The organism is Stenotrophomonas sp. Ste86, assembly GCF_024519465.1.
Classification (GTDB): Bacteria; Pseudomonadota; Gammaproteobacteria; order Xanthomonadales; family Xanthomonadaceae; genus Stenotrophomonas.
On the sequence record NZ_JALJRW010000016.1, the window covers coordinates 27,396 to 48,758 of the forward strand.

Annotated in this window: 8 protein-coding genes; 5 read left to right on the plus strand and 3 right to left on the minus strand. The window is 69.3% G+C overall.

Features of this window, described 5'->3' with window-relative positions:
* The first annotated feature begins 207 nt into the window (after positions 1 to 207).
* The 3 genes from NR101_RS14110 to NR101_RS14120 are packed head-to-tail and all read left to right on the plus strand — an operon-like array spanning position 208 to position 12,468.
* Positions 208 to 8,094, plus strand: a complete 7,887-nt coding sequence (locus NR101_RS14110; RefSeq protein ID WP_256776328.1) for an SdrD B-like domain-containing protein — start codon at positions 208 to 210, stop codon at positions 8,092 to 8,094.
* Positions 8,091 to 11,447, plus strand: a complete 3,357-nt coding sequence (locus NR101_RS14115) for a hypothetical protein (protein ID WP_256776327.1) — start codon at positions 8,091 to 8,093, stop codon at positions 11,445 to 11,447. Before NR101_RS14110 ends, NR101_RS14115 begins: the two co-directional genes overlap by 4 nt.
* Before the next feature lie 10 nt (positions 11,448 to 11,457).
* Entirely contained in the window at positions 11,458 to 12,468 is a 1,011-nt protein-coding gene (locus tag NR101_RS14120; protein WP_256776326.1) for an OmpA family protein, read from the plus strand.
* A gap of 12 nt (positions 12,469 to 12,480) precedes the next feature.
* Here the strand turns inward: NR101_RS14120 and NR101_RS14125 are convergent, their stop codons facing one another.
* On the minus strand, positions 12,481 to 14,412 hold the full coding sequence (locus NR101_RS14125) for a diguanylate cyclase (protein WP_256776325.1): 1,932 nt from the start codon (positions 14,410 to 14,412) through the stop codon (positions 12,481 to 12,483).
* A gap of 180 nt (positions 14,413 to 14,592) precedes the next feature.
* Between NR101_RS14125 and NR101_RS14130 the strand changes: the two genes are divergently transcribed.
* Both NR101_RS14130 and NR101_RS14135 read left to right on the plus strand, forming a co-directional pair.
* Complete coding sequence (locus NR101_RS14130; protein ID WP_256776323.1) at positions 14,593 to 15,927, plus strand: ATP-binding protein; 1,335 nt, start codon at positions 14,593 to 14,595, stop codon at positions 15,925 to 15,927.
* Between the two features lie 68 nt (positions 15,928 to 15,995).
* Positions 15,996 to 19,445: a PAS domain-containing hybrid sensor histidine kinase/response regulator gene (locus NR101_RS14135; RefSeq protein ID WP_256777747.1), complete on the plus strand. Its 3,450-nt coding sequence runs from the start codon at positions 15,996 to 15,998 to the stop codon at positions 19,443 to 19,445.
* Between the two features lie 24 nt (positions 19,446 to 19,469).
* Here NR101_RS14135 and mntP read toward each other — a convergent pair whose 3' ends face one another.
* Together mntP and NR101_RS14145 are read right to left on the minus strand one after the other, a co-directional pair.
* Positions 19,470 to 20,054, minus strand: a complete 585-nt coding sequence (mntP, locus tag NR101_RS14140; RefSeq protein ID WP_256776320.1) for a manganese efflux pump MntP — start codon at positions 20,052 to 20,054, stop codon at positions 19,470 to 19,472.
* Positions 20,055 to 20,509: 455 nt separating this feature from the next.
* Complete coding sequence (locus NR101_RS14145) at positions 20,510 to 21,175, minus strand: response regulator transcription factor (protein ID WP_256776319.1); 666 nt, start codon at positions 21,173 to 21,175, stop codon at positions 20,510 to 20,512.
* Positions 21,176 to 21,363: the final 188 nt, after the last annotated feature.

Below are 21,363 nucleotides of genomic sequence, written 5' to 3' on the forward strand. Positions count from 1 at the left end.
CCCGACGCATGGGTGCGTGTGAGCAAGTGAGAGCAACCGTGAGGTGCTGGCACTGCTTTTGCACGCCGTCCTCACCAGAATCCCTGCCGCCTCCGGCCAACCGGCCGAGGCCGCGCGTCCGTCGTCGACGGCGCGCCATGAATGCCAGGGAGGCCGGTCTGCAATCGCGGCTGCGGCCCTGGCTTTGTCGCCAGCAGGGGAACAGTCGTGCACAAGCAGCAGGTTCGGACGGATGCCGTCGCAGGCATCGCATCGTCGTGGGGTTCGTCGTGGCGCGTACGTGGCTGGCAGCTGCTGTGCGCATGCCTGCTGGGCGGACTGCTGGTACCGGCCGCGTGGGCGGCCAACCTCAGCGTGTCGCAGCTGTCGGACTCGACCAGCGGCTGGCTGCGCGGCGACGGTACCGCGTCGGGCACGGCGAGCAGCGATCCGGCCCCGGTCGGGGCGATCGTGGTGTACGACGTCACCCTGTCCAACAGCGATACCGCCGCCGCCAGCGGCGTGGCGGCGATCTTCGATCTGCCGGCCGATACCCGCGCCTACCAGTTGCCTGCCGCCTGTACTGCGCAGACCGATACCCGCATCGTCTGCCGCTACGCCAGTTTCCCCGGCCAGGCCGCCGGTGGCATCAGTTTCCAGCTCAAGGTCGATACCCAGAACGCGCAGCCGGGCACCACCAAGGTGGTGGCGGCGATCGGCAACGCGTCCGCCCTGCCGGCCCCGACCACGCCGGTCGCCAGCCTGACCAACGCCGATCCGTTCTTCGCCGGTGACAGCAACCCGGCCAACAACCGCCTCGAACAGAACACCACGCTGACCGCCGGCGCCGACCTGGCGCTGACCAAAAGCGGCAGCCCGGCTTCGGTGATCGCCGGTGGCGAGGTGACCTACACCCTCACCGTGCGCAACGCCGGCCCCAGCCCGTCCACCAACTTCCAGGTGATCGACACGCTGCCGGCCGGCTTCGCGGTGGTCCCGGGCAGCTTCAGCGGCACCGGCTGGACCTTCAATTACGGCACCACCACGGCCACCCACGCCGGCAGCCTCGCCAACGGGATGACCCGGACGTTCACCTTCCGCGCCAAGGCCAACGTGTCCAGCGGTGCGGTCACCAATTCCGCGCGCGTGGCCGCCATCGGCACCCCGGACCCGCGTCCGGACAACGACGTGGCCACTGCCAACACCGTGGTGACCACCGGTGCCGACGTGACCGTGGCAATGGTCGCCTCACCGGCTCCGGCCGCCACCGACGGGCCGGTGGTGTTCACCGTTACCGCAGAGAACCTTGGCCCGGAAGCCTCCAGCGGCGTGAGCGTGACGGGCCAGCTGCCGGCCGGCTTCAGCTTCACCGGCACCGGTTCACTGCCGTCCAACTGGACCTGCACCAGCCCGACCCCGACCACCTTCTCCTGTTCGCGCACGGGTGCGATGCCGGCCGGCAGCAAGGACATCCTGCAGATCCAGGCGACGGCCCCGGCCACGCCCGGCAATGTCACCGCCACCGTGCAGATCCAGTCGGCGCTCACTCCTGACCCGAACGATGCCACCCACGGCACCAATAACAACATCGCCACCACCGCGCTGACCGTGCTCGCCGATGGCGCCGACCTGCGCCTGGCCAAGAGCAAGCTGGGCAGCAACGAAAACGGCGAAGTGGTGCCGGTCGGTACCACCTCGGCCAGCAACATGACCTCCACCCTGCGCCTGTGGAACAACGGTCCGGCCCGTATCACCGCCGGTGCGCAGATCGTGGACGTGCTGGCCGATGGCGAGGAATTCATCGCCACCACCGGGCCGTTCACCTGTTCGGCGGTGCCGGCCGCGTACACCCCGGGCACGCGTCAGGTGGTGACCTGCGATTTCACCGGCCCCTATCCGGTGGCCGTCGCTACCGGTACCGGCAACGGCAATGCATTTGCCACGCTGGTGATGACCACCCGTGCGCGCGCGGCTGGTCTGTTGACCAACAATGCCTGCACCGGCGGTTCGGCACCCGGCGGTGGCCCGGCCGCGCTGGAGCCGACCACCGACAGCGGCGTCAACCTGGACAAGATCACCAGCAACGACTGCGCCGGCAGCGGCATCCGCGCCACCGACGATGCGGCCAACCTGTCGATCACCAAGGTCGCCAGCACCGAAGCCGGCGGCGACAAGGTGGTGGGCGTCACCGAAACCTGGGCCGAGTACCTGCTGACCGTGCGCAACAGCGGTGCCGATACCGCCGGCGTGGTGGTCAACGACCCGCTGCCGGGCTTCCTGGACAACAACCGCACCGTGGTGGACATCACCGCGCCGGCCGGTTGGCCGGCGGCCAACTGCCGCATCAACAACGGCAGCCTGATCTGCGAATCGGGCAACGCGGTGCTGGCACGCAACGCCACTGCGGTGATCCGCCTGCGTCTGCGCACGGCCGGCAACACCCCGGGCATCCTCTTCGACAGCGTGGGCAAGACCACCGCCAGCGGTGCCAACGCTGCCTGCGTGGCGGCCGGCACGGTGCCGGCGTCGGGCCACTTCCATTGCAATCGCGCCGGCGTCGGCGTGGATGGCCGCATCACCGGCTCGGTGGGCGAATCGGACTGGAGCGACAACGACGCCACCGACTGGCTGCGCGTGGAGCGCGTGGCCAACATGCAGACTGTCGAGAAGGTGATCACCAGCGGCGACAACAGCGGCCGCGCCGGCGTGGTCGCCGACTATCGCATCCAGTACCGCAACCAGGGCCCGTCGGCGATTCCGCGGGTCGCCTTCACCGATACCTTCACCCTGCCGGCCGGCGACAGCGGCTTCGTGCTGGTCAACGCGCGTCTTGCCTCCAACAACCAGGCCTGCACCATCACCGCGATGGAGACGGGCATTACCGCCAGCAACACCGCCGGCGGCATTTCCTACCGCAATACCGATACCGCGAGCCCGCGCACGCTGACCCTGACCTGCCCGGCCGTGGCGCTGGCCAATGGCGCAGTGGACACGGTCAATCTGGGCATCCGCCCGAACGTCAACGCCAGCAACACCGGGCGTGTGTTCGACAACGTCGCCGGTTTCAGCTTCCCCGATGGCGCCACCGGCAGCGATGCCAACGGCAGCTGGAACTACAACCTGGTCAGCACCGCGGCCGATGACACCAAGCAAGCGCGGCTGACGTTCGGCGAAGGCCGGGTCGACCTGCTGGTGCAGAAGAACGACCAGGGCTTTGCCGGTGGCATCGATCCGCTGGGCTTCGACCCCCAGGTGCCGGCCAACAACTACCTCACCTACCGGGTGACGGTGGGCAACCAGGGCCCGTCGCTGGCCAGCGATACCCGCATCCGCGACAGTCTGGTGCCGCCGGATGGCCGCACGGTGACCTTCATCGGTGCATCGACGACGGCCGGTGGCAGCTTCAACGTTGCCGGCTGCAGCGTGGTGGAAGGCAGCAACCCGTTCACCGGCAACGGCAGCAGCGCGATGGTGCTGGACTGCCTGATGCCGGGCGCCGGCTTTGCCGGCAGCAATGAAGAGGGCACCGTGGCCGCCGGCGCGGAGAGCGCGCTGTACCTGCGCTACCGCTACGACAGCGCCCCGGGCGGCGGCGGCGATACCTTGAGCAACACCGCGCTGACACACTCGGCTGAAACCCGACAGGGCGCCGACCTGACCGCCGGCGATGCCAACCGCGCCGACAACAGCACCACCGAAACCACCAGCGTGTTCATGCGCTCGGACATGACCGTGCGCAAGACCATGGTGACCGTATCGCCGGGGGCCGCCCCGAGCGTGGCACTGCCGGCCAGCGTGGCCGGCGTCACCGTGCGCCAGCCGTTCTGGTACGTCATCACCGGCGTCAACAATGGCCCAGGCCAGAGCCTCTCGCGTGACCGCAGCGCCACCGCGCAGCTGCGCGGCACCGGCACGGTGGTGACCGATACGCTGCCGGCCGGTGTGCAGGTGACCGGGCCGGTCACCTGGCAGAAGCAGGGTCCGGCCTACGCCGGGTCCACCCCCGATGGCAGCGGCACCTGCAGCGTGCTCGACCGGGTGGTGACCTGCGAAGTGGGCGACACCACCTTCGCCACCGGCAACCCCGGCCAGGTCCGCATCCTGGTGCCGGCCATGTGGCCGCAGCTGCCGGCCGGCAGCACCGCACCGCGTGGCAGTTCCAGCAACCATGCGCAGATCAGCACCGAGCAGGTCGACGAGAACCCGGCCAACGACAGCGTCGATGTGCCGCTGGACGTGGTCAACCTGTCGCTGGCCGGCAAGGTGTTCGTGGACAGCGACCAGGCCGCCGGCAACGGCGGCACCGTGCAACCCGGTGAAGCCGGCATCGCCGGTGTGTCGATCCGCCTGAGCGGCACCGATGCCTACGGCCAGGCGGTCAACCTGACCGTCACCACCGACGCCAATGGCCAGTACCGCTTCGACAACCTGGCCCCGTCCGACGCGGCCGGTTACACCGTGCTGGAAGTGCAGCCGACCGGCTATGCCAATGGCCGCATCGACCCGCCCACCAGTGGCGCGCAGGCGGCGACCTTCAACCCGGACAGCTACCAGGCCGGCAGCCCGGACAGCCGCTACGTGGTGCTGCTGGGCGCCGACGTGGCCGTGCCCGGTGGCACGATCGGCAGCGTCGGCGCGGTGGCGGTGCACTACAACTTCCCCGAAGTGCGTCGCCCGAGCCTGTCCGGCTACGTCTATGTGGACCTGGACTTCAACAACCAGCGCACGGTGGGCACCGACAGCGCCATCGTCGGTGCCAGCGTGGAGCTGCTGGACGCCAGCACCGGCGCGGTGCTGGCCACCGTGCAGACCGACGCCAATGGCCATTACCGTTTCGACGACCTGGACCCGCACGTGCTGTACAGCGCGCGCGAGCCGTTGCCCAACGGCCCCTACACCAACCGTCCCAGCGCCGTGAACGCCGGCACCATCGGTGGCGCGACCTGCGCCATGGGTACCTGCGTGGCGGGCACCGGCGTGGCCAGTCCGGGCGGACCGGACGCGGCCAACACCGACCGCATCGCCGGGATCGACCTGGGCCGCGGGGCCGATGGCGAGAATTTCAACTTCGGCGAGAACCCCAACGGCAGCTCGATCGCCGGGCGGGTCTGGCTGGACGTGGACAACGACGGCGTCATCGACCCGACCGAAACCGGCCTGGGGGGCGTGGAGATCGTGCTCACCGGCACCGACCGCAACGGCCAGCCGGTGCAGTTGACCACCACCACCGCCGCCGATGGCAGTTACGCCTTCGTCGGCCTGCTGCCCGGCACCTACGTGGTGACTGAACCGACCCAGCCGACCAACACCCTCAACGGCATCACCGTGCCCGGCGACAAGGGCGGCACCGCGACCTCGCCGGACACCGTGCCGTCGGCGATCAACGCGATCGCGCTGGGCAGCAACGAGGCGGCCGCGGCCTACAACTTCGGCGAGATTCCGATCGCCTCGATCGCCGGCCGCGTGTACTACGACAACAACGACAACGGCAGCATCGACGCCGACGAAACCGGCATCGCCGACGTGCGGATCGTGCTGACCGGCACCGATGACGCCGGGCAGCCGGTCAACCTCACCACCCGCACCGATGCGCAGGGCAATTACAGCTTCCCCAACCTGCGCCCGGGCAGCTACGTGCTGACCGAACCGGACCAGCCGGCCTACACCACCAACGGCATCACCAGCCCGGGCACCGTGCAGGGCAGCGTGGTCGGCGTGGCCACCGACCGCACGACGGTACCGTCGGCGATCAACCAGGTCGTGCTGGGCGCGGGCATGCAGTCGGTGCAGAACAACTTCGGCGAAGTGGCCGACACCCCGGACCTGGTGGTCAGCAAGCACGCCACCACGGCGGTGTTCACCGTCAACCATGCCGCCGAGTACCAGATCCAGGTGCGCAACATCGGCCCACGCCAGACCCTGGCCGGCTACGAAGTGCATGACCGCCTGCCGGTCGGCCTGACCCTGCTCGACACGCCGACCGGCAACGGCTGGCTGTGCGAGGGCGCGGTCGGTGCACAGCGCTTCGTGTGCCGCAGCAGCACGCTGATCGCTGCCGGTGCGACCCTGCCCGATGCGATCACGGTCAAGGTGAAGGTCGGCGCCGACGCGGCCAATGGCAGCACCGTGCACAACGCGGTGCTGGTCCAGGGCGGTGGCGAAGATGCACCGCATGGCCCCAGCCCGGCCGAGCGCGCCGCGTTCGAGGGCGATGTCACCGCGTTGCCCGAGTGCGATCCGGCGATCACCCAGAACGTCTGCCGCGTGCCCAACAAGGTGCAGCTCAGCGCCTCGGTGGGCGGCACGGTGTGGTACGACGTGGGCGGCGATGACCAGCTGCTCGATGGCGGCGACCAGCGCCTGCCGGCCTGGATCGTCGAACTGGTCGACCCGGCCACGGGGGAGGTGGTGGCCAGCCAGGTCACCGCGGCCGACGGCAGCTATCGGTTCAACGATGTGCTGCCGGGGGTGAAGTGGAACATCCGCTTCCGCGACCCGCGCTCGAACATCGTCTGGCCGCACCCGGTCACCCGCGAGACCGTGGCCGGCGTGCAGGCCACCTGCGACGCCGCCGGCGCCATCGCGCGTGCCGGTACCAGCGCCTGCCAGGTCAACGACAACGCCAGCAGCGTGCTCGAGGTGGTGTTGGCACCCGGCCAGTACCTGCCGCAGCAGAGCCTGCCGGTGGATCCGTCCGGCGTGGTCTACGACGCCGTGTCGCGTGATCCGGTCCCGGGTTCGATCGTGACCCTGTCGCCGGTCGGCCTGTGCAGCGGTTACGACCCGCGCACCGCCGTGCTCAACGCGGCCCAGGGTGGCTATCGCATCGAAGGCAACGCGATCTCGATGACCGTGGGCAGCGAGGGCTTCTACCAGTTCGCGTTCGGCCCCGCTGCGCCGGCACGCTGCGAGTTCCAGCTCAGCGTGACCCCGCCGGGCGGCTATGCGTTCGTATCCAGCCTGATCCCGCCGCAGGACGGCACGCTGTCGCCGCTGGGCGGCGGCGGCGCCAACCACGTGGTCCAGCCCAACACCGCAGCGCCTACCGGCGCGGTAGGCACGGCTACCCAGTACTACCTGGGCCTGTTCGGCGGCTCGGCCACCGCTGCGATCGTGCATAACCACCTGCCGCTGGACACGGCGGTGGCCACCGGGCTGGCGATCAGCAAGAGCGGCGACCGCCAGACCGCGGAGATCGGCGACACCGTGCAGTACACCATCACCGTGCGCCAGACCGCCGGCAGCGCGCTGCGCACCGTCAACGTGGTCGACCGGCTGCCGCGTGGCTTCACCTACATCGACGGCACGGCGCGTGCCGATGGCCGCGCCGTGGTCGACCCGAACGGCAAGCCAGGCCCGCTGCTGGGCTTCCGCCTGGGGCCGATCAGCGTCGGTGGCCAGATCGTGTTGACCTACCGCGTGCGGGTCGGCGTGGGTGCACAGCAGGGCGATGGCATCAACCGCGCGCAGGCATTCGGCTGCGCCTTCGACGGCGGCTGCATCAACACCGACAGCCTCACCCCGCTGCCGGGCGCGCTGCCCTCCAACCGCGCCGAATACCGCGTGCGGGTCACCGGCGGCGTGTTCACCGACCAGACCTGCGTGCTCGGCAAGGTGTTCGTGGACTGCAACAACAACCACGTGCAGGACCGCGAGGAACTGGGCATCCCGGGGGTGCGCCTGTACTTCTCCGACGGCACCTGGGTGATCAGCGATTCGGAAGGCAAGTACAGCTACTGCGGCCTGCCGCCGCAGAGCCACACCCTCAAAGTGGACGCTGCCACGCTGCCGCTGGGTGCGCGCCTGACCACCAGCAGCAACCGCAACCTGGGCGATGCCGACAGCCTGTTCCTGGACCTCAAGAACGGTGAGCTGCACCGCGCCGATTTCATCGAGGGCAGCTGCGCCAACCCGGTGCTCGAGCAGGTCAAGGCACGCCGCACCCAGGGCGAGGTGCGCGCGCCGGAAACCGAAACCGGGCAGCCGCCGCTGCGCTTCGACAGCAAACCCGCGCGGGCGCCGCAGCAGGCGACCGACTCGGCCAACCAGAGACCGATCGTGCATCCCAGAACCTCCCCGCCTGCCGCAGGCGCCGCCGCGGAGGCCACGCCATGAGCCGGCTGCATCCGCTGACCCGCCTGCCGCGGCTGAGCCTGCTGGCCTGTGCGCTGGCTGCCGTGCCGGCCATGGCGCAGAGCGTGGGCACGCCGGGCCGCTTCACCCCGGTGCTGGGCGAGGCCTCCAGCCTGTACCCGCGCAGTGCCACCAGCACCGACGCCGCGCCGCGCGCGCTGGACGTTGCCGCGGCGGGCACGTTGGACCGCATCGTGGTCGAGCTGGACCGCGACGGTGTGCCGGCCGACGGCCAGAGCGCCGTGCACGTGCGCGTGCAGCTGCTGGATGCACAGGGTCGCGCGCTGACCGGCAGCACCTACGCGACGATCGAAAACAGCGGCGGTCGCATCCGCCTGCCGGGCTCGCGCACCGATGAGCTGGGCCCCGGCGCGCTGGATGCCGACAGGATCACCCCCGGCGTGCAGCTGCAGGTGGTTGATGGCCTGGCCGAGTTCGACCTGCTGGCCCCGCATGACCCGCAGGACGTGCTGCTGCGGATCACCGCCGGTGCCGAGACCGCGCAGGGCAGCATCGCCTTCCTGCCGGAAATGCGCGAGATGCTGGCCACCGGCCTGATCGAGGGCGTGGTCAACTTCCGTCGCCGCAACACGGCCGGGCTGGTCGCGGCGGTGGACCATGACGACGCGTTCGACCGCGATATCCGCCGCTGGGAGCGCCAGTTCAACAACGGCAAGGCCAATGCCGCCGCGCGCACCGCGTTCTTCGTCAAAGGCCGGATCAAGGGCGAGTACCTGCTCACCGCCGCCTACGACTCGGACAAGGACACCCGCGGCCGGCTGCTGCGTGACATCCAGCCGGAGGAGTTCTATCCGGTCTACGGCGACGCATCGCTGCGCGGCTTCGATGCGCGCTCGGCCGAGCGCCTGTATGTGCGCGTGGACAACCGCCGCAGCTACCTGCTGTACGGCGATTTCCAGACCGGCGACGGGCTGGCCACGGCCACCGGCATCGGCGGCAGCGGGGTGCTGCCGCAGCGCAGCCTGGGCACCTATAACCGCACCGCCACCGGACTGGGTTGGCATTTCGAAAGCGAGCGCGTGCGCAGCAACGTATTTGCGATGCAGGACTCGCTGCGCCAGGTGATCGAGGAGTTCCGCAGCCAGGGCAGCGGCCCGTACGCGCTGCGCAACAACGCCGTGCTCGAAGGCAGCGAGCGGGTGGAAGTGATCGTGCGCGACCGCAACCAGCCCACCCGCATCGTCTCGGTGCGCGCGCTGGCGCGGCTGGTCGACTACAGCTTCGAGCCGTTCTCCGGGCGCATCCTGCTCAACCAGTTCCTGCCGGCGTTCGACAGCGACCTCAACACGGTTTCGCTACGCATCACCTACGAGCTGGACCAGGACACCGAGAAGTTCTGGGTGGTCGGCGCCGATGCCCAGGTGAAACTAAGCGAGCGCATGGAAGTGGGCGCGGCGGTGGTCGATGATCGCAACCCGTACGCCGAGTTCAGCATGGGCAGCGCCAATGCCAGCTACCGCTTCGGCGACAGCACGCTGCTGGTGGCCGAGTTCGCGCGGACCCGCAGCGAGGTCAACACCAACACCATCAACCAGGTCACCTCGCAGGGGCTCAAGGACGTCACCGGCGAGGTCGAGGGCGATGCGTGGCGGGTCGAGTTCGCGCATGACGGGGCGCGCTTCGACGCGCGTCTGTTCGCCGCCCGCACCGATCCGGCCTTCAACAATCCGGCGGCGCCGTTGTACGGCGGCCGTGGCGAATACAATGCAAGGCTCGGCTACCGGGTCGGTCCGCGGCTGGAACTCTACGCCGAAGGCCTGCGCAGCGAAGACCGCAATCCGGACGGCGGCAAGCGCGATGCCGGCGGTGCCGGCGTGCGCATCGGCGCCAGCGAGCGGCTTACCGTGGACCTGGGCGTGCGCAGCATCCGCGAGACCATCGGCGTGACCTCGCCGTGGTCGTCGGGCGTCCCCTTCGGCGACGCGGGCGGGCTCACCGGTGGGTTTGCCACCGGCAGCGGCGGCGGCGCACTCGGCTACGGCCAGCAGGCGCTCGATCCGCTCACCGGGCTGATGGTCATCAACGGCAACAGCAGCGGCAGCCCGATCACCAGTGATCTGCCAGTAGGCACCGAGCTGGAATCGGACAGTGCCCGCATTGGCCTGGGGTATCGCATCAGCGATCGCCTCAGCGCCGGCGCCGAGGTGGAGCAGAGCGTCAGCGGCGAAGACCGCAAGCGCCTGGCGGCTGGCCTGGATTACCAGGTATTCGAACGCAGCCGCGTCTACGGGCGATATGAAAAGCAGACCGGACTGACCAGCGCCTACGGCATCACCACCACCGACCGCGAGGCCGACGCGCTGGTGTTCGGCATCGACAGCAGCTACCTGCGCGATACCCAGACCTTCAGCGAGTACCGCTTGCGGGATTCGATCAGTGGCCGTGACGTCCAGGCCGCATCGGGCATCCGCAATACGTGGGATATCGCCGAAGGCCTGCGCCTGGGCAGCTCGGCCGAACACGTCAAGGTGATCGACGGAAGCGCGGGCGACACCACCGGCCTGGCGCTGGCGCTGGACTACAGCGCCAACCCGCTGTGGCGCGGTGCGATCCGCGCCGAGCACCGGATCTCCGAAGACGTGCCGGACACGGCGACCAACGAGGCGTTCAACACCACGCTGCTGCAGGCCATGCTGGCCCGCAAGCTCAGTCGCGACTGGACGCTGTTGGCCCGCAACTACCTGCTCAGCACCCGCTACGACGCCCGTGGTGACGTGCTGCAGGATCGCTTCCAGCTCGGCCTGGCCTACCGCGATACCGATCGCAACCGGATCAACGCGCTGGCCCGCTATGAGTACAAGCTCGAGCGCGACGAGAGCGGGCTGACCCTGTCCGATGGCGCGGCCGTGGATGGCAGCAGCCAGGACGTGCGCACGCGAGCACACATCGTCTCCACCCACGCCGACTGGCATCCGTCGCGGCCGTGGTGGCTGACCGGTCGCGTCGCCGGCAAGTGGCAGCAGGACCAGTTCGCCTACAGCGATGGCGTGCGCGTCGACAGCCGCTTCCACGCGGTGCTGCTGTCCGGGCGGGTGGTGTATGACATCACCGAGAACTGGGACGTCGGCGTGCTCGGCGCCACCTTCCGCGGCCAGACCGGTGCCAACCAGTACGCCTGGGGCATGGAAGTGGGGCGCCTGCTGCGCCAGAACCTGTGGCTGTCGGCCGGTTACAACTGGAGCGGTTTTACCGGCGACCGCGATCTCAACGGCTACGAGTACACCCAGCAGGGCGTGTTCGTGCGCCTTCGCTTCAAGTTCGATGAAGACCTTTTCCGGCCGGACCCTGTCCGCTACCGCGACCCGGCACGCTGAGGATGCCCCGATGACCACGCTTTCCCCGATTTCCCGAGTTGTCCCCGCGCTGCTGGTGGCGGCCATCGCCACCGCGCTGGCCGGTACCGCCGATGCCCAGCAGACCCGGCTGCTGCCTGAGCAGCAGCGCATCACCGACGCGGCCATCCATGCCGATCACCAGGCCTACGAGGCTACCCAGGGCCGCATCCAGGCGCTCAACGACGGCGGCCGCCCAATCCGCGACTACCACCTGTCCAAGGCGCAGTGCTGGTTGGACGTGTCCTTCCACGAGTACAGCCGCAATGACCGCAGCGATTTCCCGCAGCAGGCGCTGACCGAGTCGGAAAAGCTGATCGTGGGCATGGAGCAGGGCGCCGCGCCGTTGCCCACCGACACCCCGCTGGTCAATGGCGCCAAGTACCTGCGCGATGACCTGTGGCAGCGCCTGCGCGTGCTGCATGGCGCGCCGGGGTTCAGTTGCGCGCAGCAACAGGTGGCCTGTGGCGAGGTCGAGCTGGTGCATGCCGGCAACGAGTTCAACCAGCAGCAGTGGCGTCATTCCAAGCCGTACATCCAGATCGCCGAGGAGCTGGTCAACGATGCCGAAGCGGCGGCACGCCAATGCAACGCGGGCACGGCGCCTGCGTCGGCGCCGATTCCGCTGGTGGCCAACGTGCTGTTCGAGTTCGACCGCGACGGCTACCGCGACATCCGCACCTACTCGCTGGAAAGCGTGGACCGCGCGCTGGCCAGCATACGCAGTGAAGCGCTGCAGCTGCGCGGCATCGCGCTGGTCGGGCACGCTGACCGCATGCAGGGCCGTGGCTTCGATGCCAACCAGGCGTTGTCCGAGCGGCGGGCCCGCACCGTGCGCGATCTGCTGGTTGGCCGCGGCATCGATCCGGCGTTGATCCACTACGAGTACCGCGGCGATACCCAGCAGGTGCAGCAGTGCGATGGCGTGCGCCCGCGCGCGGCGCTACTGGAATGCCTGTTGCCCAATCGCCGGGTGGAAGTGCGTCTGGACGTGACGCGCTGACGCCACAGGGCCTCAGCCGCGCTGCCCGGTCGTCGCCTCGGTGGCGGCCGCGCTGGGCCGCACGGGCTCGGGTCGTGGCGGCATCCACGGCATCGGCCGGCTGCCTGCCAGCGTCACCCAGCCCAGCACCTGCGCTTCGGTCGGGTCGTGCAGCAGGTTGTGTAGATCGACCTCCATGCCGATGGCCGCGCCCCAGAGGCTGGCCCAAGCATTGTGGCCGCTGCGGTGCGCGGTCTGCAGGGCGCGGTCGGCCGCGCGCAGGCTGTCGTCCAGTTGCCCGGATTGATCGGCGAACAGCGGCAGCGGGGCCACGCCAAGGCTGGCGCTGAGGGTGATCGGCTGCCCGGGCCGGATCTCCACCAGCAGGCGCTCGATGCGGGTACGCAGGTGGTTGGCCAGCGCCTGCGCGGCGGCGTCGGAGGTATCGTGGCGTGCCACCAGGAACCGGGCGCCGCCCCAGCGGGCCACCAGGTCGCCGCGGTCCACGGCGCTGTGCAGGCAGCGCGCCACCGCACGCAGCAGGGCATCGCCACCGGCCTGGCCGTGGCGGTCGTTGAGTGCCTTGAAGTCGTCGATTTCCAGCAGCAGCAGCGCGCTGCGCCGCTGGCCCGACGCGCGGGCATCGCCCAGCAGGCGTTCGGCTTCGTGCCGGTTGGGCAGGTCGGTGACCGCATCGGTCCGGCTCAGCGCCGCCAGTTCGCGTCGCTGCCGGCGCAGGCGCAGGATCAGGAACGCGGCGATCGCCAGCACGGCCAGCAGCGCGGCGACCGCGCTGTTGCGGACCACCCGTACCCGGCCCAGGTCCTGTTCGGCATTGACCTCGGCCGGTGCGATCCGGCGCTCCGCGCTGGCCTGCAGCTTGGCCAGGCGGTTGAGGGTGTCGCCCTTGCTGCGCGCCTGATCCAGTTCGCGCGCCTGGCGGGCCACCTGCAATGCCTGCTGACGCTGGCCAAGCAGGGTATGGGCATCGCCGAGCACGTCCAGGCCATGGCGGATCTCATCCGTGAAGTTGCCGCTGTCGGCCAGCGTCTGCGCCTGTTCGGCGAGGGCCAGGCCCTTGGCTGCCTGGTCGCGGTCGAGCGCCAACCGGGCCAGGCGCTGCAGGGTGATGATCCGACCCTGTGCATCCTGCGTGGTCTGCCAGGCCAGGGCCTGGTCCAGGCCCTTCTGGGCTTGGTCCAGCTCACCGCGCACGCGCCGGATCTCGGCCCGGTGGCTGGTGATGCGGTGCATCAGCAGGTCCTGGCCACTGAGGCGCGCGCCGATCGCGGCAGCACGATCGAAGGCCGTCTGCGCCTCCTCGTAGCGCTGCATCGACAGCAGCGCATAGCCGACGTTGTAGTGGATCAGCATGTCGCCCGGGTTCGGCGGTCGGCGCAGGTGCTCGCTCAGCGCGGCGGCCTTCTGCAGGTAGGTCAACGCGCCCTGCGCATCGCCCATGGCATCGCCGCGGATCATGGCGATCTGCATCAGCGCACTGATCTGTCCGTGCACATCGCGGGTGCGCACTGACTCGTCAAGGAAGGTGCGGGTCAGCTCCAGCGCCTGGGCCTGGTCGCCGCGCCACAACAGCAGGTGCGCGGCCATCGAACGCGCACGCAGGGTGTCCTCGGCGGTGGCATCGCTGTGTTTTACGGCGGCCAGCAGGCGCTCGGGCAGGCCCGCAGTCTCCTCCAGGCGGCCCTGCGAACGCAGCCCCATCCCCAGGCACGCGATCGCGCCGATCTCCACCGAGGTGGGCAGTGTCGGTCGTGCCAGCAACGCCTTGGCGATCTGCAGCGATGTCTCCGGGGTGCTGGCCAGCAGCGCGTTGCACTGCTCCACCTGGGCGACCAACGGCATGCCAGCGCCGGCGCGCTGTGCCTGCGCAGGCGGGGTGGAAAGGGCAACGGCAACGCACAGCAGCGCAGGCAGACTGCGCCGGACAAGCGACAAGCAGTTCATGGTCCACAACATCCTGGCGGTGATCCGGCGGGGGCGGGCGTGGCTGCGAGGACGCTGCAGCGAATCGGGGTGCCGGATCGTAGAAGGCTAATATACCGGCGTTGTCGACAAAAATTGACGCCTTTGCCCCGTTCGGACCCGTCGTACATGCCGCTTCCCCCCGTATCTGACCGCCCCGTCATGGCTCCCGACGCCGTCGCCGCCGGCTTGGGCGCACGCACCGATGCCATGTTGCGCGGCCTGTGGCTGCTCGTGGCCGCCTTCCACCTGCTGATCGCCAGCTGGTTGCTGCTGCGCCTGGGCGACGGGGTGGACACGCTGGTGCTGGCCCTGGCCAGCGCACACCTGGTGGTATGCGTGGCCTGCCTGGTCGAGCAGCGGCGCGGGCATGGGGTACGTGCGGCGACGCTGTTCGTGGCGGGGCAGTTGCTGTTGCTGGCGGTCACCGAAGGGTATTGGGGCCTGGCCGCGTTGTCGCGGGTGCAACTGGTGCAACTGGTGCCCGTGCTGCTCGTAGCGGCGCTGCTGGGCGCAGCGGCGTTGCGCTGGGCCACGCTGTGGGCGTGCCTGGCGATGTTGCTGGGCGCCTGGATCGACCTGGCGGGCATCCTGTTCCGCGCCGACCGCGTCGCCCACGTGGTCACCGACCTGGGCGTCTGCGTGTTCGGCTGCGTGCTGGTGGCCTGGCTGCTGCACCACAGCGTCACCGGCCTGCGCGAAAGCCTGCAGGTGGCGCGGCAGCACGGCGTGGCGCTGGCGCGCAAGCGCGATGAGCTGCAGCTGGAAATGCAGGAGAAGGAACGCTCGCGCGACCAGCTGGTGCATGCCATGAAAATGGACAACGTGGGCCGACTGGCCAGCGGCATCGCCCACGACTTCAATCACCTGCTGGCGCTGGTGCACGGCTATGTAGGCAAGGCCCGCCGCGGGCAGGATCCGGCGGCGGTGGCCGAGGCATTGCAGGGTATCGACTCGGCCGCCCGACGCGCGAGCGCAGTCAGCCGGCGGCTGCTGGATTTCAGCCGGCTGGAGGCGAGCCGGCCACAGCTGCTCGATGTTGCTGCGACCCTGGAGGCGATGGCGCCGACGCTGCGGCAAGTCTTCGGCGCGGGCATCCACTGCGACGTCGATACCGGGCAGGGGCAATGCTGCATCCATTTCGATCCAGCGCAGCTGGAATCGATCCTGCTCAGCCTGGCGGTCAACGCCGGGCAGGCCATGCCCGACGGCGGTCGATTCGCGTTGGTGCTGGCGTGGGTGCCCAGCGCCGGCGAGGTGTCGATACAGGCAAGCGACACCGGCCTGGGCATGAGCGATGAGGTCCGTGCGCGTTGCCTGGAACCGTTCTTCACCACCAAGCCGGTCGGGCAGGGCACCGGGCTGGGGCTGGCCGTCAGTGCCAGCCTGGTGGCCGCCGCCGGTGGCCGCATCCACGTGCAAAGCCGCCTGGGCCACGGCACCTGCGTGGACATCCGCCTGCCGGCGCGCGCTGCCCCGACGGTGCAACGGTCGTGAGCAACCCGTGTAGCCGGCGGCACCTGCGCCACCGGCTACACTGGCCCCTGCCCTGACGGAATCACCCCGTGGTCTCCAGTTGGATCCTGCTGTTGGTATCGGTGGCCTATGCCGCGCTGTTGTTCGGCGTGGCGTGGTGGGGCGACCGTCGCCCGATGTACCCGGACCGGCCGTGGCTGCGCCCGGTGGTCTACAGCCTGGCACTGGCGGTGTACTGCTCGTCGTGGACGTTCTACGGGGCGGTCGGCACGGCGGTGCGCAACGGCATCGGCTACCTGCCGATCTACCTGGGCCCGCTGCTGCTGTGGTTGTTCGGCTGGCGCATCATCGAGCGGCTGGCGCTGATCGCCCGCAGCCAGAACGTGGTGTCCATCGCCGACTTCATCTCTTCCCGCTTCGGCCGGTCGCGGCGGCTGGCCGCGCTGGTGGCGGTGATCGCGCTGATCGGCATCGTGCCGTACCTGGCGCTGCAGTACAAAGCGGTGGCGATGAGCCTGCAGGTGCTGACCGGTAACGTCGGGCCGACCGGCTTCTTCACCGATCCGGCGCTGTACGTGGCGTTGCTGATGGCGCTGTTCGCCACCCTGTTCGGCACCCGCCAGGTGGATGCCACCGAACACCACCACGGCATGATGCTGGCCATCGCGCTGGAGTCGCTGATCAAGCTGATCGCGATGGTCGCACTGGGGCTGTTCGCCTATCTGTGGCTCAACGACCGCACCGATGCGGTACTGCAGTCGGCGCATACGCTGTTCGCCGGACTGCCGCCGGTCGGCTTCATCTCGCAGACGCTGCTCAGCTTCCTGGCGATCATCTGCCTGCCGCGCCAGTTCCACGTGGCGGTGGTCGAGTGCGGCGACGTGCGCGACATCCGCCGCGCGCGCTGGATGTTTGGCGCCTATTTGATCGTGATTTCGGCGATGGTGATCCCCATCGCCACGGCCGGGGTGACCCTGTTCGGCACCGGCGGCAGCGTTGCCGACGACAGCATGGTGCTGGCCCTGCCGCTGGCCGAAGGACGCAAGTTCCTGGCGCTGGTGGCCTATGTCGGCGGCTTCTCGGCCGCCACCGGCATGGTCATCGTGGCCTCGATCGCGCTGGCCACGATGGTCAGCAACGACCTGGTGATGCCGGTGCTGCTGCGTCGCAGCGGCGATCACCAGGAAGCGGCCGACGTCGCCTCGCGCGTGCTGTGGATCCGCCGCACCGCGATCCTGCTGCTGGCGCTGGTGGCCTACAGCTACTACCGCGGCAGCAGCAATGACAGCACGCTGGCCTCGTACGGGCTGATGGCGTTCGCGGCGGTGGCGCAGTTCGCGCCGGGCCTGATCGGCGGCCTGTACTGGCGCGGGGCCAGCCGTCGCGGCGTGGAAGTGGGCATGCTGCTGGGCTTTGGTACGTGGGTCTACACGCTGCTGCTGCCCGCGCTCACCCATGCCGGCTGGATGGAAGCGGCCTGGCTGGTGCGCGGTCCGTTCGGCCTGGGCTGGCTGCAGCCGCAGCATCTGTTCGGCATGAGCGGCTGGGACCCGCTGACCCACGGCACGTTCTGGTCGTTGCTGGTCAACGTGGCGGCGATGGTGCTGGTCTCGGTGCGCTGGCGCCCGGGCGTGGACGAGCGGCTGCGCGCGGCACCGTTCCTGGATCCGTATGCGCAACGGCCGTCGGTGGCCGGTGCGTGGCCCGGCAACGTGCATGTCGGCGATCTGCTCGCGCTGGCCTCGCGCGTGGTGGGTGACCGCCATGCGCGGCGCTCGTTCTTCGAGCAGGCCCAGTCGATGGGCCGGGAGCTGCAGGCCTCCGCACCGGCCGACCGCGCCTGGGTGCAGTTCACCGAACGCCTGCTGGCCGCCTCCATCGGCGCAGCGTCGGCGCGCCTGCTGCTGACCAGCCTGCTGCGGGGCTCGGGCATGGACCTGGGCGAAGTGGTGGCGGTGCTGGATGAGGCCGGGCAGGAGCTGCGCTTCAACCGCGAGATCCTGTCCACCACGCTGGAGAACATCAGCGCCGGGGTGAGTGTGGTCGACCCGGACATGCGCCTGACCGCCTGGAACCGTCGCTACCAGCAGATGTTCGGCTACCCCGACGGGATGCTGTACGTGGGACGCCCGGTGGCGGATCTGATCCGCTACAACGCCGAACGTGGCGAGCTGGGCGAGGGTGACATCGAGGTGCAGATCAACCGCCGCATCGGCTACATGCGCGCCGGCTCACCGCACATCTTCGAGCGCACCCGCAGCGACGGCAAAGTGATCGAAATGCGCGGCCAGGCCTTGCCCGGCGGCGGCTACGTGACCAGCTACAACGACATCACCGACTACAAGCACGCCGAACGCGCACTTCTGGAGGCCAACGAAACCCTGGAGCAGCGCGTGGCCGAGCGCTCGCACGAGGCCGAGGTGGCGCAGCAGTCCAAGACCCGCTTCCTGGCTGCGATCAGCCATGACGTGCTGCAGCCGTTGAACGCGGCGCGGCTGTTCGCCTCGGCGCTGCGCGAGAGCCACCACCACAACGAAGAGCAACGGCACCTGGCCGAGCGCGTGGATGCCTCGCTGCGTGCGGCCGAAGAGCTGCTGGACGGCCTGCTCGATGTATCGCGACTGGACGCCGGTGGGTTGCATCCGGTCATCGGCGATTTCGACGTGAGCGTGCTCATGCGCGAACTCGCCGCGCAGTACTCGCCGGTCGCGGCCGGACGCGGGCTGCGCATGGATCTGTTCGCGCGGCCGGCGTGGATCCGCAGCGACCGCCGGCTGCTGCGCCGGGTGCTGCAGAACTTCCTGGCCAACGCATTGCGCTATACCCGGCAAGGTCGCATCGTGCTGGCGGTACGCCATCGTGGCGATGAAGTGGAACTGCAGGTCTGGGATACCGGGCCGGGCATCCCCGAACACCACATGCAGCAGATCTTCGACGAGTTCCACCGCTACCAGCAGCCGTTCGACTGGGGCGAGCAGGGGCTGGGGCTTGGCCTGTCGATCTGCCAGCGCATCTCGCGCCTGCTCGACCACCGCCTCAACGCGCGCAGCCGGGTGGGCAGCGGCAGCATGTTTTCGATCATGCTGCCGCGGGTGGAGGCCCTGGTGCTGCCGTTCGCCGCCGCCAGCGCCCCCACGGCGCCGCCGGCCCGCACCGATTCGCTGGCGGGCATGCGCGTGCTGTGCGTGGACAACGACCAGGAAATCCTGGACGGCATGCGCGCGCTGCTGGGACGTTGGGGGGTGGAGGTGATCACCGCCAGCACCGTGGACCAGGCGCTGGAGAAGGTGGACCTGCAGCCGGACGTGATGCTGGTGGATTACCACCTGCACGATCGCCTGGATGGACTGGATACGCTGGTGGCGCTGCGCGACAAGGCCGGGCGGGCGATTCCCGGTGCGCTGTTGACTGCCGACGGGCGCGACGAGTTGAAGCGGATGGCGCGCGAGCGCGGCTACCGGTTGTTGACCAAGCCGATCAAGCCGGCGTCGTTGCGTGCGTTCCTGGCTGCGTTCCACGCACCGCGCAGCGATATGTAGCGGCGCGGTGCGTGGCGTCCTGCCTCAGGCCATGGCGCCGCTGAGGTGTTCGTACAGGATGGTGGCGCCGATGATGATCAGGATCACGCCACCGACGATTTCCGCGCGCTTGCCGACCAGGTTGCCCAGCACGCGGCCAAGCATGATGCCGGCGGTGACCATGGTCAGGGTGCACAGGCCGATGACCAGTGCCATGACGCCGATGTTGACGTCGATGAAGGCCAGGCCGATGCCGACGGCCATCGCATCGATGCTGGTGGCAAAGCCGGTGACGGCCAGCCGCCAGAAGCCGTGGTGCTTGCGGGTGTCCTCGTCGTCGCCCTCGCCACCCTCATCGGGGCGGATGCCGTTGATGATCATGTGCACGCCCAGCGCGCCCAGCAAGCCGAAGGCGATCCAGTGGTCGAAGGCTTCCACGTACTGCAGGGCCGCGCGGCCGAGCAGCCAGCCGATCACCGGGGTGATGCCTTCGATGACGCCGAAGATGAGGCCGGCGCGCAGCGCATCGGGGAAGCGGGGCTTGCGCATGGCCGCGCCTTTGCCGATCGCCGCAGCGAAGGCATCGGTGGACATGGCAAAGCCGATCAGCAGGATCGAAAGGGGCGACATTGAGGGTCACAGCAGGTTGGGCGATGTCAGGCAACGGACCGCGCTCGCGCCCAACCTGACGTTGCGCACGCGGACCGCTGGTCTCGCCAACCATCATGGTTGCCCGCACCACGGCGCACTGGCCGAGTATGTTGATACGGGCGTTTCCTCATCGCAGGAAACCGGCTACTCCCCAAGGGGACGCGAAGCTTAGCACCGGGCCTGCGGATTGGAGCGTTCACCGGCAATTGCGCAGGTAACGCTGGATTTCATAGCCCCGGCTATAAGCCGGGGCGGGTAGAGCCGAGCCATGCTCGGCTGCTCCAACGCCGCAGATGTCATGGCCGGGCCGGGGTAGAGCCGAGCCATGCTCGGCTGCTCCAACGCCGCAGATGTCATAGCCGGGCCGGGGTAGAGCCGAGCCATGCTCGGCTGCTCTTCGTTCCGGCACCACGCCCTCCACGCACGTCGTGGCTCTATTCCTCTTCCGGCGGCAACACGATCTGTTCTTCATCGATGGCCAGCTTGCCGGCCATCAGCACCGCCTGGGTGCGGTTGGTGACGCCGAGCTTGCGCAGGATCGCGGTGACATGCGCCTTGATCGTCGCCTCGGACACGTTGAGGTCGTAGGCGATCTGCTTGTTGAGGCGGCCGGCGCCGAGCATCTGCAGCACCCGGAACTGCTGCGGGGTGAGCTCGCGCAGGCGCTGGCCGATCTCGCGCTCCTCGCGCCCGGTCTGCGGCACGTTGTGCGCTTCCGGCGGGGCCCAGGTTTCCCCGTCCAGGATCGTGCCCAGCGCGTGGCCGATGGTGTCCGAGTCGGCGGATTTGGGGATGAACCCGAACGCGCCGTGGTCAAGCGCGCGGCGCATCACCGTCGGCTCTTCGCGTGCGGACACCACCACCACCGGCAGCTGCGGGTGCAGTGCCCGCATGTGCACCAGCGCGTTGAATCCCTGCGCACCGGGCATGTTGAGGTCCATCAGGACCAGGTCGGCGTCGGTGTGCTGGTCGGCCAGCTGGTACAGCGCTTCCACGCTGTCAGCCTCGAACAGCTGCACGCCAGGGATGACGCGTTGCACGGCACCGCGAAGGGCTTCGCGGAACAGCGGGTGGTCATCGGCAATCAGGAGCGTTGTCATGGTGGGGGCCATGTTGCGGAGGCGTGCAGCGACGCAACGAAAAGTGTATCGAGATGACAGCCCCCCTGAGTCAGGGGGCGGCCGCGAAGCGGCGGGGCGTGGGTGCTGGGGAGACCAGGCCCACGATCCGTTTGCGGATCGTGGGAGCGGCAGCGCACACGCGATGCCGCGGTCCCATCCTGCGCCTG